Below are 13,171 nucleotides of genomic sequence, written 5' to 3'. Positions count from 1 at the left end.
TGGCTCATCACAACCTGATCCACCGATGGCCACACGCTTCTGTGAGCCGGTGATCACGTCTCGGGTCCGGAGTCAGCCGTGCTGCTGCTCGGCGTCGACGAGGGGAAGCACATACTGTCCGGCCAGATACGCGAGGTGCAGTGGGAGCGGGCGGGCCAGCGGTGGATAGTCATCGTGGTAGCGGAGTTGGTGCACCAGCGTGGCCCATTCGGCGGGGCGGTCGGGGATGACGCCCTCGCGCCCCGAGTCCGCGAGGGCCTTCTCCGACAGACAGCCGAGCACGGTCACCTCCAGCTGCGCGGGGTTCCAGGCGGTCTTCCCAGGGGCTGTTGGGCACTCCTTTGTCGGCACCAGTTTCCTCAACCCCTTCGGTAGTTTCGCCACCGTATGCGGGGTCCCGGCCGTACTGGCGAAGACGCGATTCTCCGGCTCGGCCGACGCCCAGACTCCCTCGGAGAAGCCGATCTTCTCCGGACCGTCGTGGGCATACCACTCGGCCACTTCGAACCGGCCGTTCGCGTCTCGAACGAGCACCGCACGGAGGTCCTCCCCATGGACCCGGAGAGGCTGGTCGGGTTCGGCCCCGAATCCCAGCATGTCGCGTGCCAGGGCGCCGTTGCGCAACCGAGGCCAGCACTGGCGCAGGTTTCCGGCGCCGACCAGCAACAGCGTCGGTCGGCCTCGGAGCTGGAAGAGGAGCGTCCGGATCTGCCGCTCGGTCTCCTGCTGCCACTGGTGTTCTGCCCCCTCGTCCTGGTGCTCTTCCTGTGCCAGCGACAGCAACAACTGCGGATAGGGCACCCACTCGGCTCGCTCTGCTTTCCAGCCCTCGATGGTGCCGGGGCCGTTGTCCGGGCGTACGCGCACCGCGACAAGCCGACGTGCGGGGCATCGTGTGGGCCCCTTCTTGGTGTACCGCACCAGCCAGAGTGCGGCGTACTGGAGATCACCGGGGATGCCTGCTCCCACTCTGTGGGCAGGCGGGCTGATCGCTCCGAGTTGTCGGAAGGCGTCCAACCATGTCCAACGGGCACGATGCCCCAAGGTGTTCGCGGCGTGGTCGTCGGCCGGATTGACGAACTGACTGAGCCGCCCCTGCCGAGCCCAGGCGATACGCAGCGCGTGCTTGGGGTCGGAGTCCGGGGCGGTGGCGAAGGCGCCTTTACCGGGGATCTCGGCGACGACGAGGCTGACCTCGCTTCGCGGCGGGTCCATCCGCTCCGCCACGAACGCACAGCGGTCAGTGATGGCCTCCGCAAGTCGAACAGCCCTGCGGCGCCTGCGGTCGCCCGAGATCCGCAGGGCGTCGACAAGGGCACCGGCGGGCCGGGTCCGTAAATTGATCTCGATGCCCTCGGACCGCCACTGCCAAGAGTTCTCCGCCTGAGCCACCCCGCTTCCCGGGGCAAGCCCGATTAGCTTCGGCAGCTCTGTGAGCAACGCCGTCCTCGTCTCCGGTGCCTGCCACACGATCTCGACGTCCAGAGGCCGACCGTCCAGAGCACGGGCCAGAGCCGCCCGACGCAGGAGAGCCTTCCGCACCTCCCTGGTGTCCGGCCCGGAATTCTCTACCGAACGCGGCAGCAGGGACGGGGTGTTGCTCCGGGTGACCCGCGTGAGATCGCCGACCCGGCGCAGAACGGGCCGTAGCCCCTCCTCAACCCAGGCGTCCAACTCCGATCGCTCCCGCGGCATCAGTCCGGACCCGACCTCGTGCGTGCCGAACGTGGTGTGGTGGACGATGCCGGCGGCGACATCGTGCTGTCCGTTGATCCACTTCTCCGCGGAGGCGAGGAGTTCAGCGGGTTCCGGGTAGTGGCGCACGATGTCCAGCTCGGGCAGCGCCAACACGGGACTGTGGCGACGCCAGGTGATCTCCTTCCGCCGCCGGTCGTATACGAGGGTGTTGGCCGTCAGCCGGTAGCCTTGGTTCGGGCCATCCGGCCACGGAAGCGGGGCATCCAACAACACGGTCGCCCCGCTCAGCTCCCTGGCCCGCACGTCCGGTCGGGTCACCCACCGGCGCACCCCGGTGGACACGTGAACGCGAAAACTGGCAGCGAACGGCACCGTGTGGACGGTGATGTTCACGCGGGCCGAGTAGTACCAGGTCTGTTTCCGGTGTTCGTACCGCAGTGGCGGCCAGGAGACCAGTTCGGCCCCGTTCCCCGAGCTGACAACCCGGAAGTGGAGTGCGGCGCCACGGGCCCGGTAGGGGCGGGCGGCAAGGCGGAAGGCGATCGACTCCGGCAACAGGCTGTACAGCCGCTGGGTGGGTTCGGCCGTCCCGCCCGGGGACATCACGGTCTCCGTGAGATCGACCTTCTCCGTCTCCCACGTCGGGAGTCGCACCTCCGTGGCCGCGTTGTCGGCCAGCAGTTCCTCCTCCAGGTCGCAGCCATCGCTTTCGTCCTCGTCGTCCCTGTCGGACAGGCTAGTCGCCCATGTGCCGAGAACTGGCGCGAGGACCCTCCGTGGTACGGCCTCACGCGCGTACAACCAGGGCAGACGGCCATCGGTCCCGGCGTTGCGGCCGGTCGCGAGGACGCCAGGCGCCATGGCCCGCAGCAGCGAGTTGAGTCGGTTGACGGGGAGCCGGAGAGGCCGACCGGCATGTCCGTCGGCGAACTCGTAGCGTCGGACGAGCGCCGCCCGTAGATCCTCGCCGAGCCGTAGGACATGCAGTTGCTCGTGCCAGGGTCCCTGTGCGGGGTCCGGCTCGTACGCCACCGGGCGGATGGTCTGGTACATGAGGTGCCTCCTCAGTGACGGGGGAGAAGCTCTTCCCTTGGGGCGGCGGGCAGGTCGTCCTCGGCCAAGCAGCGGCCGAGCATGCGCCACAGCGGTTCATAGAGCGCACGGGCGATGAACCTTTCGTCGGCGGGCCCTCTGTCATCGGCGAAGTACGGGTTCAGCACGTCGAAAATGCTGTGCAGCAGGCTGGACTTCGGGTGTCCGGATGTGGTGGTCTCGCCGCGCGATGCGGGGCGAAGGCAGCGTCCACGAACACCACTCGAGCCGGCACTCCGCCGCGCACCAGTCGCCCGATCACCTGCCACATCAGCACCAGCATGTCCCAGGTGACCTGCTCCCGGTCGTCGCCGAGGCTGCTCCACGCCATGGAGCGCTGAAGCACTGTGTACCAACGGGATCGGGCCTGACGGCGGACTTCTTCCGCTCCTTCCTCGACGGTTCCGCCGCTGCGCACCCAGGAAGCGAACTCACCACTGTCCTGCGCACGCACGATCCAGTCGTTGATGGAGTGGACCGCCAGGGAGAGGTCGTCAGGATGCGGATTCGGACGGGCGAGGAAGTAGACCGCACCGATGGCCGCCTCGGCGTCGTCGTTTAGGATGTTGTGGCCGCGTTCGACGGCCAGCAGAGGCGCCACGAGGATGTCCGCCTCCAGATCCTTGAGATGCTCCACATCTCCACGGCGCAGAGAGCGGGCACGATGCGCGGACCGGGTCTGATCATCCTCGTTGATCTCCTCGTCGTCCGAGACGAGGCACAACACCTGGTTTCTCCAGCGGGAGTTCAGGTTGTGCAGGGTGTCGGCCACCACGCGTGCTTCCGCGTAGCTGCCCACCAGCAGCAGGATCTGGTCACGGCCCGCGGGAAGGGACAGGAACTCCCGCTCCAGTGGTCCGCCGTTCTCGATTTCCTCTGCTCCGGCACCGAGCCAGGTGGCGATACGGCGTAGTTTTTCCGGTCGATGTTCCGGATCGGTTCCGGAGAGGTGGATCCTCTCCTCTCCGTCGTCGATGAACTCGAAGCGCATCTTGCTCTCGGCGGCGAGGACTTCCATGGCCTCCCGTGGCGGCTCGATGATGACGCCGACCGGTTCGCGGAGGTGGTAGCGGCTGGACCTGCCCGCCCAGCTGCTGCCGGACATGAGGAGCAGGTGGGCGCCCGGCCGGTCATCCACGGAGGCCAGATGCGGCATGGCACGCAGCAACTCCCGGCCGATACCGCTGCAGCGGAAGAAGGTCAGTTCTCCGCTGCGAACACCCCCGTCGTCCCTGCCGTGCACCAGGAACTGGAAGCCGAGCACATTGCCCATCGGCGCCTCGGGCACCATTGGTGCGTAGTCCATCGGCCGTCGGTACATCTCGTTGTAGCCGAGGCTGAGCGCCGCCTCGACCCGCGGCCACATGGCGTTGATCATCGCGAGTCGCGGTTCGAGAGCACACAGCAACAGCGTGAACTCGAAACGTACGGCAAGTTCCGCCTGCCACTGCTCAGGGATCCGGGGAGGAGGCGGATCCTGCCGGACCCGTTTCCCTCGCAGTCGCTTTCGCCTCAGCTCCTCCTTCTTCTCCTCCCATTCGACCAGGGACTTCTCGTACGTCTTCCGCTTCTCCGTCAGAAAATTCTTGTCGAGACGGAAGAGGTCCTTCATGACACTCATCAGGCCGCGTCGGGTGTTCTCTGGATTTCCCGTGTGCAGAAGTTCGTTGAGCAGGCTGGTCAAGTGGGTGAAGTCCTGGTCGGTATGCCGGGACCGGTCCCCGAATGGGTTGTCCCGGAACGCGTCGAGGAGGTTCCCCAGAGCCTCCCGCGGACCGCTGTCCGCGGGGAGCGGGTATCGCTCGTCGAGCAGACCGAGTTGCAGCGTCCAGGCGCTGAAGTATCCGGTCCGGATCCAACGGCGCAGATCGTGGTCGCCGACGAGCATGGCGTACAGACGGTCCGTCGCCATCCCCGCTGTGTTGAGGGCCGCGGAGAAGTTTTCCACATCCCGGTCGGAGAGCGGGGTGCGACCGCTCGCCGCAAGTTCGCGGAGTTTGTGCCGAGCCAGTACATCGATGAAGCCCTTCTCCTCGCCACCGGCAAGGAGAACAGCGGGAGCGAAGGTCCGGTCCAGTTGCATCTGCACCCGATCGGCTTCGTCCACGATCACGAGATCACTGCGGCGGCACGCGAGTTCCAGGTAGCGAATGCGCTCACCGTTCTGAGGACGCGGTGGGCAGGCATCGATCAGACCGGCCGTTGTCGTCACCCAGATGTCGGCGTCGACCAAGGCCCGCGAGCCGTGATGCCGGGGGCAGACCGACCAGTACGGACAGCTTCTGCGTTCCCTCTGCCATTCCGATGCCGAGCCACTGTCGGTCCGGCGCCACGGGTCGGCCGCGGGGCGGAGCCGGGTGCATGGGGCCTCACCGAAAGCCAGCGTCTCACCGGCGAGATGACCGCGCCGCCTGACGTTCAGCACGCAGGAGGTTCCGAGGTACGCGAACGCCGGGTCGTCGTGGGCCAGCAGCCGCTGCTCGCGGCGGCCGGCCAGCCTGCGATGCAGCCGCTGGGCGTGCCGCTCGCGCCCCGCGAAGCCAAGGACGGGCGCGGCAGCACCCTCGGTGTAGAGGTTGTACAGCTCGACGAGCTTCAGCACCTCCGCGACATCGGAGACCACGACGGTGGTGCGTCTTCCGTGCTGTGCGAGGTGAACGGCGATGATGTCGCGCAGCGTGCTCTTGCCCGCGCCAACGATTCCCAGCAGGTGCTGAATGCCGTCCACCGTGAACTCATGGGCCTTGCGGAAATCTCCCCCCTGCTTGATGGACATCTCAAAGCTCTGGAGCCGGTCCAGCCACTCGGGCGCATGCCCGCGGCCGATCCGCGCGAACAAGGCATCCATTTCCCCGGCGGTACGTTTCAGATCTTCCAAACGGAAGATCAGCGGTTCGCCCCCGCCCGCCGGGGCCGAGTCGATGTCATGGGCCACCAAGGGGGTGGGCGGCATCGGCGGCAGGTCGACCACGGCCATGGAACGGCTGACGGAAAAGGCGTGCGGACCGGGTCCGGCGACCGGGAGGCGCTGTCCGGCCAGCGGAGGAGCGACCCGCAGCAAACCGTCGTAGACCTGCCAGCGGTCGTCAGCCACTCCGATCTCACGCTGCACTGCGGGGAGTTCGAGGTCCGGTACGTCGTAGCCACGCAAGGCCGGGGTGAACCGCTGATAACGCTCCAACGCCTCGCGCCACGCCCGACCCCTGCGCAGGGTCCACAGCGAGTACCGAGCGACCCGGAGCGTCTTCTCGACGTCCGAGGGCAACCGGAACCCGTACGCCTCCGCGAACGCGTACCCGCTGAACAACACCCACGCATGTCCTGCTGGGGTGTTCGGCATCAGCCTCTGCTGGAGGTACAGACCGAGTTCGGCTTGGCAGAGCGCTTCCAGCGCGGGCTTGCGCACGGATGGGCCGGTGAATGTCTGAAGTGCGCGGAGCACATCGTGCAAGGGCGGAGTCAGGCTACGCATGGTCTCCCTCTGCTTCCTCCGTCGAGTCGGGGGCTTCTTTCCCCTCGTGCACGCCGAAGGCCGACTGGGCGACGGCGTGGTGGGCCAGGTCTCGGGGCCCGGAGAGCAGCACCCTGTCCCGGAGCTCGTCAGGCAGGGCTGCGGTGAAGGTCCCGCGGTAGTCATGGAAATCGGCGAACCGCTGAGCCACGACCACCAGCATCAGATCCGGAAGCGATGTCTCCCGCTCGATACACCGAGCGGCCAGGAGCGCGGGCTGCACCCGGTCGTACACCTGAATATGACGGGAACCGGTCCTCGTTCCCTGCAGCCGGTATGTGCCGAGTCCGTCGCCCAGAGCCTCATAGCCGATTCCCGCACGGTCGAGTCGGTCCAGAGCTGTCTCTTCGACTCGGCGCGGCAAAGCGAGGAACGCCCTCAACTCTCGCCGGAGCAACCAGCTCCGGTCCGGATCTCGGATCAGCCCGAGGCGCTCACCGTGCGGGCACACCTCCCCTTCGCACCAGGTGTCCGGTCCGGCGACGGGAACCCCCTGATCGGGAACCTTCCGGTCGCGGAGCAACGCGGGGAGCCCACAGGCAAGGCAGTTCAGGAAGGTGCCGCCGGCGAGCAGGGATTCGGGCAGCGGTCGATAGAAGTCCTTGACGCGGCTCCAGACGGCCTTGCTCCATCCTCCTGCGAACCGGTCTTGTTGTTGCACGACGGGGTGACATGCGAGAAACCGCCGACATCGCTGGTACTGCTCGGTGGAGCCGCACCGCGCCGCGAGACCTGCGAGGAATGCGCGTGCCTCCCTCTCCACGCCGCCCTCCGGCATGTGGGAGGTCAGTTCGAGACAGGTGCGGGTCGGTGCCAGCCCGACCGGGTGGACCAGCGTCGCGTCCGGTGTGACGAGGGACGCCGGCACATGGAAGAGCGAATCACCCGCGGAGCGCCAACGGCACCACTCCCACAGTTCCGGAAGGCTTCTCGGCGGTGCCTCCCCCAGTTGGAGGCAGTGCAGTACGGTGCGATCCAGCGCACGCTGCGCGGCGGACGGGTAGGGCAGAGTGAACGAGCGGAGGCCCTCGTGTTCGGCCAGGGCCGCGATGACGCTGGCGAGTTCGCAGAAGAGCACGGAATTGGGGTGGGACTCGGCCCCCGGAATGTCGCTGTTCGTGGGTCCCTCGGTGTCGGAAGCCGTCTTCCGTGACCTCATGCGGCCGCCTCGTTGGCGAGGGAGACAGAACACCATCGCGCCACTTCACAGCGTGCGCAGGCTCGCCCGGGGGTCGCGGTGTACCAATCGTCGGTGTGCCAGTCGGTCACCAGTCCCCGGATGATTCGCTCCGCCTCGGTACGGCGAACAAGGGCGAAGGGATCAATGATCTCCAGATCCGCGCCGCCCGGGCGCAGCACCTCCAACTCGACGCGGGCACGTGCCGTGCCGCCACCGAGGTCACCTCGCGCGGTGAGCAGGACCGCCAGGGCCAACTGGGGATAGGTCGCCAACAGGGAACGACTCGAACGCCGGTTGGCGGCCGATGTCTTGGTTTCTCGCCACACCCACGAGTCCCCGTCCCGGTAGAGTAGGTCGGGTGCCGCGATCACCATCACGTCGGCGGTCGTGTCGTGCCGGACCACACGCGGCTCGGTCCGTACGTCCGTAGCGTCCTGCACACATCGCAGCGGACAGACCGTGGCGTGATGGCGCAGCAGCCTCGCACCGAGGACGCGTTCGTCCTCCGGGAGATCAAACCCGTCGGGCACCCAGTGCTCGGGGACATCGCCCGTGCACGGCCTCAGTGGACCGTGGCTGTGGCGCTGCGCGAGGTAGGCGTGCAAGGCCCGGCCCCGCTCAGCCGTGGGGTCTCGCTCGACGGCATCCTCGGTGGGCAGGTGCAGCCGACGGAGGTGGTCGCGTGCCGGGCAGGCCCGGTAGTTCCGGCCGTTGGTGACGGACCAGGTACGCCGCGTCCGCCCGTGTGTCTCGACGCCCAGCAGTCCGGGTGACTTCCGCAGAGCCGGGCAGACGGACGCGTAAGGGCACTCCGCGCAGGAGGCGCCCGGGCGGTACTCCTGGCTGTCCAGTATGTCGGCCAGCGCGCTGGAGCCGTGCTCACGGTAGCGGGCGAGCGCCTCTGTCCTCGTACCGTCGAAAAGCAGACGCACCTGGCCGTCGAGGAGCGCGAATTCGATGATCCGTACACGCTCTGGAGGCGGCCCCGGAGTGCCCTCGGCCAGCACCAGAGCTGCTGCGGCGACGAAGCCGTCGGGCGGTGCCTGTCGGTTCAATCGGTTCACGGGGAGTCGGAGTTCACGCACTCTTCCTTCCGCGGATCGCAGGCAGCGGCCCCATACGGTGAGGCGATACTCCTGTGCGGCCCGGGAGCCCCGGCCAAGCGGTCGGTGCCGGTAGATCCAGGGCGGCATGATCTCGACGAGCGGCTGGTCCGGGTCTGCGGGAAAGGCGTTGTCGTACGTCGTCAGCGCGTGTTCCGTCCACTGCCGCAATCCGTCGTGCAACGGTGCCGCAGGTCGCTTCTCGCCGTCGAGTCCGCGGTCCAGGCGGGCATCACAGGCCGCCATGAAGGGCCCGAGCGCGAAGTGCTCCAACGGTTCGCGGGAGCGGGTGGCGGGCTGACTCGGGCGGTAGCTCCGCGCCTTGAGCGCATCAGCGGCGGGACAACGGAATTCTCCTCCTTTGAACTTGCCGACCGACACCGTGATGGTGTCGGAGACACGATGCACCCCGTCGGGAGGCAACCATGAATCGACCATTTCGCTCCTTTGCATGCGAGAGCACAACCGAGAATGGAGGGTGATGATGGAGAAAATCGAGGAAATCGGCGACGTCGAGGAACGCTACGAAGTCCTGCATCAGGTCGGCGACGGCGGTCAGGCTGATCTTCATCTCGGCCGCGAGCGCGCGACCAACCGAAAAGTAGCCCTCAAGATTCAGAAGCCCTGGGGTCACGAATCGATGATGTATTTCACGGAGATTGGAAAGGCGCTGGAGAAGGAAGGCTCCCGCACTCGACTTCTCGCCGGAATTCCACAGGTCCCCGACCTGATCGCCACCGGCCACTACCGCAACCGTCGTTGTCTCGTCCTGGAGTTCGTCGAAGGGAGACTACTCCACGATGTCCTGACCTCGGCACGACCGGTCCGGGATACGAGCACCGTGGCCTCGGTCATCGGCCAACTCTGTGAGATCCTTCACGCCGTGCACAGGAAAAGGCTGGTGCACTGCGACCTGAAGCCCGAGAATGTCATGGTGGAACCCAACGGGAGAATTCGCCTGCTCGACATGGGATTCGCCATCAGGATGCGCACACCGACCGAGTGGTCCCGTGGCACGATCGGCTACATGCCACCCGAGCAATTCGACAGGAATCCTTTCGGGTTGACCAGGGAGGCCGACATCTTCGCCCTGGGCTGCATGCTGCTGGAGATGACGGTCATGCGACTTCCCTACGCCGGCTCCGAGGGACGACCCGCTCTCGGCTGTTCTGTTCCCGTACTGCCTCCGGACCGCCTGGCCGCGCTCCCGGTCGAGTTCGCTCCGCTCGCCCTGCACATGGTGGAGCGCAAGGCGGCACACCGTCCGGCCCATGTGCGGGAGGTCTTCGCGGCGCTCCGCCCGTACGTGCCCGCGCCGGGCTCACGCCGACCGCTGAAGCCCCTCCGCCCAGATCCCACGGAGCACTACCGCACCCACCCTCCGACGCTGTGATCCTGCGGGGTCGCCTTCACCGCAGCCCCTCCAGGCGGTCCCGTACCTCCCGCACACCATGGCCGCCCATCCGCTCGCGCAGCACGAGGACCCGCTCCAGCGCCTGCACCGCCTCGCGCGAGCAGCCGGCCGCCACCAGGGCATCGGCGTAGAGCCACAGGAGCTTGCTCTCGTCGTGCCAATGCTCCAGCTCGCGGAAGATCTCAGATGCCTGCCGGTACAGGCTCAGCGCCTCGGCCCGCTCGGACCGGGAGAGATGGATCTCGGCGAGGGTGTACAGCACATCCGCCTTACCCCTCAGATCCACCGTCTCGACCAGGTGGAGAGCGTCCGCGCACACACGGAGCGCCTCGTCATACTCCCCTCGGTCGTAGTGGAGGGTGCCGAGGCCGTTCAGCGCCGCCGCCTCACCACTACGGTCGCGCAGCACCCGGTACAGCTCCAGAGCCTGTCTGTGGTGTTCCTCCGCCGTTTCCCCGTGCCCCTGCTTGCGGAGGGTGAGCGCGAGCGTGTGAAGGGAACGAGCAAGGCTCAGCCGGCCGCTCTCACTGTTGTCCTGCCCGCTCAGCAGTACGGCCCGCCGCAGTTGTGCCGCGGCCATCTCGAACTGTCCCAGCCGCCAGTGGGTGCCAGCCAGCATCCGGTAGACCATGGCGCAGTCCACGGGAGCGGCGACGGCCTCGGCCGCCTCCCTCGCAAGCTCCAGGCTTCGCTGCGCTTCGCCCAGGCGGTGGCGGCACCACTGATAGGTCACCAGCGCCATGGGCAACAGCCATGTGTAGCGCTCCAGTCCCTTCTGGTAGGCCAGTTGAATGCCGAGCTGGACGGTGTCGTACTCGCTGTCCAGCAGGGCCATGGCCTGTTCGAGGCCTTCGGGCTCGCACACACTCACTGCGTCGGGGTCTCCGACAGGGAGCGTCCGATGGCGGTCGAGCAGCCTGTCGCAGGCTCTGACGTTCTGCAACTGGTGTTCAAGGACCTGCCGTACGGTGGCCTCCTCGAAGCCCCGCCGCGGACCGTCGACTCCTGGATCGACCTCGTGGCGCGCGAAGGCTCGCACCAGGTCGTGCAGGCTGTAGCGGTCCGACCGGAACTCCACCAGACTGGCCGCCACGAGTTCCTCCGCGGCCCGGTCGGCACGGATCGGTTCACCTGCCAAGCCAAGGTCCATGACGGCGTTCCAGCAGATACTCGGGCCGGGATGAACAGCCAACTGCCAGAGAAGACGGCGGGCCGCACCGGACAGCGCACGCTCGGAACAGGCCAGCGCCATCCGCACGGACAGCTCCTCCTCCTCCGGCAGATGTAGGACATCCAGCTTGTCCCTCTCCTGCCTGAGGTCCCGTACGAGGGCGCTGATGCCCTGGATTGAGCGATGCTCCAACCGCCGGGCAACCACCGTGAGTGCCAGCGGATGACGATCACACAACTCGACGAGTTCGCTGATGAGTTTGCCATGGCCTCCGCGTTCCGGCGCGCGAAGTCGCTCCTGAAGAATCGCGGCGGCAGCTTCGTCGTCCAGTGAGCCCACCGTGCAGAAGTGCGCGTCATGTCCGGCGCCCAGCTCCCCGAGCGTCTTGCGGCTCGTGACGATCACCGCGCTGGTGCCGGTCCCGGGCAACAGCGGACGCACCTGCGCGGCGTTCACCGCGTCGTCGAGCATGATGAGCACCGACCTACGAGCCAGCGCCGAACGCAGAGCCGTACTCTTGCCGTCCACTCCCGTCGCGCGAGTGCGAGGTGACAGGTCTGCCAGGAATCTGTCCAGAACATGCTCGGGGTCGGCGGGCCGCACATCGGCGCCCGCGAAGCCCTGGAGGTTGGCGTAGAGAACCCCGTCCGGGAATCTGTCGCGCAGCAGTGCCGCGAGCCGGTAGGCCACCGTGCTCTTTCCGATGCCGGCGAGTCCTCTGAGCACGATCAACGCCGATCTTCCCGCTGTCTGTCGCTCCTGCACGACCTCCTCGAGGTCACGCATCAGCTCATCTCGCCCGAAGGGTCTGTGCTTGCATGCGGGCAACTGGTCCGGGACAGGGCGAAGAGCCGTCCCGCGTGCCCGACGGGGAGTACCGCGTAACTCGTCGATGACGTCCTGCAGATCGGAGTCCGGGGCAGGGGACCCGTGGCGCTTTGTCCACCGCTTGATCAGCCTTTCCCGTGCCACATGCCCCAGCTCCCGGCCATGGGTGACCAGATAGAACCGAAAAATCCAATCCTGTTCCGGCATATGTTCAAACAATTTCTCCGTTTCCGTACGCAGCCATTTCTCCTCACCGGCCCACCAAGCCGCCTCCAACTGGGAGCGAAGGGCGTCCATCCGCTCCTCTCGTAACTCGGCCTTCCGTGTCCCGAACGTTCCGTCCGGCAGCCCGCGCAACGGTTCGTCATCGCACCATTCCGCCAAGGCGTCGCACAATTGATCGAACTCTTCCGGCCCTTGAAGATGGGCAGCCTTCCGCACCCCTTCACGGAAGCGGAACAGATCGACGCTTCCCTCCGGGATAACAATCGCACAGACGCCCGAATTAATGCGTGGGACAGCCTCCTCCCCCAACTCCTTCCTCAGATCCGACATGACCCGATACACACGGTCACGCGAATACTTCGCACCGGGCCAGAGGGTCTCGGAGACTTCCTCAGCGGTACACCGGAACCCCGGTGATGTCACCAACAATCCGAACAGCGCAGCCGCCTTCTCAACGCCGGAAAGTCCCTCACCACTTGATCCTCTGACACTGACCAAGCCGAGCACGCGCCCCTCCACAGTCTTTCCCCTTCCGCGCACCACACGTAGTCACCGCGTCCCGAACGGCACTCCTGAATCTGTGCGCACCCAGAGCCTCTTCTACACGCTCACGCCCTTTCGCGAGTTCAGATCCGGCTCAGCTTCTCCTCAGATTCGGCGCCACGGCACTCTGCCTCGGCCAGGCACGATGGCGTCAGCCACTCGCCGCGCAAGGCGATGCCGGCCCAATCACCGGTCGAAAGGATTCCGCTCCATGAGCAACCGTCAGCACGGCCGTCGGGGAAGCCGCCTCAGGCGGTCCGGCGGCTTCCCGCCCCACCCGCGGCGAACCGCCCCCAAGGCGCAGCTGCAGAGCGCCGCGACACCGCCGCCCGCGGCGTCGGCCACTTCGCCGTCGAAGACGGGCTGAGGCGCCCCATCGCCTCAGAAGCCGCGGTGCCCGCCTCCG

General features: G+C 67.0%; 7 protein-coding genes. 1 reads left to right on the top strand and 6 read right to left on the bottom strand.

Translation table 11 applies throughout. The features are described from left to right. Positions 1 to 72: 72 nt before the first annotated feature. From ACH4K4_RS30110 to ACH4K4_RS30090, 5 genes are all read right to left on the bottom strand, one after another. Positions 73 to 2,751 (bottom strand): pPIWI_RE module domain-containing protein, encoded by a 2,679-nt coding sequence (locus tag ACH4K4_RS30110; protein ID WP_398171644.1) that lies wholly within the window; start codon positions 2,749 to 2,751, stop codon positions 73 to 75. Between the two features lie 11 nt (positions 2,752 to 2,762). Then, a complete protein-coding gene (locus tag ACH4K4_RS30105; RefSeq protein WP_398171643.1) occupies positions 2,763 to 2,918 on the bottom strand; it encodes a hypothetical protein in 156 nt (51 codons plus the stop codon). Then, the gene (locus ACH4K4_RS30100) at positions 2,912 to 6,196 is read right to left on the bottom strand and encodes a hypothetical protein (RefSeq protein WP_398171642.1); all 3,285 of its coding nucleotides are present in this window, start codon (positions 6,194 to 6,196) and stop codon (positions 2,912 to 2,914) included. The genes ACH4K4_RS30105 and ACH4K4_RS30100 overlap by 7 nt, the downstream gene beginning before the upstream one ends. Positions 6,197 to 6,254: 58 nt before the next feature. Further along, positions 6,255 to 7,379 (bottom strand): hypothetical protein, encoded by a 1,125-nt coding sequence (locus ACH4K4_RS30095; protein ID WP_398171641.1) that lies wholly within the window; start codon positions 7,377 to 7,379, stop codon positions 6,255 to 6,257. 77 nt (positions 7,380 to 7,456) lie between these two features. Further along, positions 7,457 to 9,022 carry a PD-(D/E)XK nuclease family protein gene (locus ACH4K4_RS30090; RefSeq protein ID WP_398171640.1) on the bottom strand — a complete coding sequence of 522 codons (1,566 nt, stop codon included), beginning with the start codon at positions 9,020 to 9,022 and terminating at the stop codon, positions 7,457 to 7,459. A 43-nt stretch (positions 9,023 to 9,065) separates the two neighbouring features. Between ACH4K4_RS30090 and ACH4K4_RS30085 the strand changes: the two genes are divergently transcribed. Next, positions 9,066 to 9,977: a serine/threonine protein kinase gene (locus ACH4K4_RS30085; protein ID WP_398171639.1), complete on the top strand. Its 912-nt coding sequence runs from the start codon at positions 9,066 to 9,068 to the stop codon at positions 9,975 to 9,977. Positions 9,978 to 9,993: 16 nt separating this feature from the next. On the opposite strand, the gene ACH4K4_RS30080 is transcribed toward ACH4K4_RS30085, so the two are convergent. Further along, positions 9,994 to 12,552: a tetratricopeptide repeat protein gene (locus tag ACH4K4_RS30080; protein ID WP_398171638.1), complete on the bottom strand. Its 2,559-nt coding sequence runs from the start codon at positions 12,550 to 12,552 to the stop codon at positions 9,994 to 9,996. Positions 12,553 to 13,171: the final 619 nt, after the last annotated feature.

Origin of the sequence: Streptomyces sp. NPDC017529, assembly GCF_044329785.1 — a bacterium.
Classification (GTDB): Bacteria; Actinomycetota; Actinomycetes; order Streptomycetales; family Streptomycetaceae; genus Streptomyces.
The sequence above is the reverse complement of the archived record's forward strand: the minus strand, read 5'-3'. Positions and strand labels throughout refer to the sequence as shown.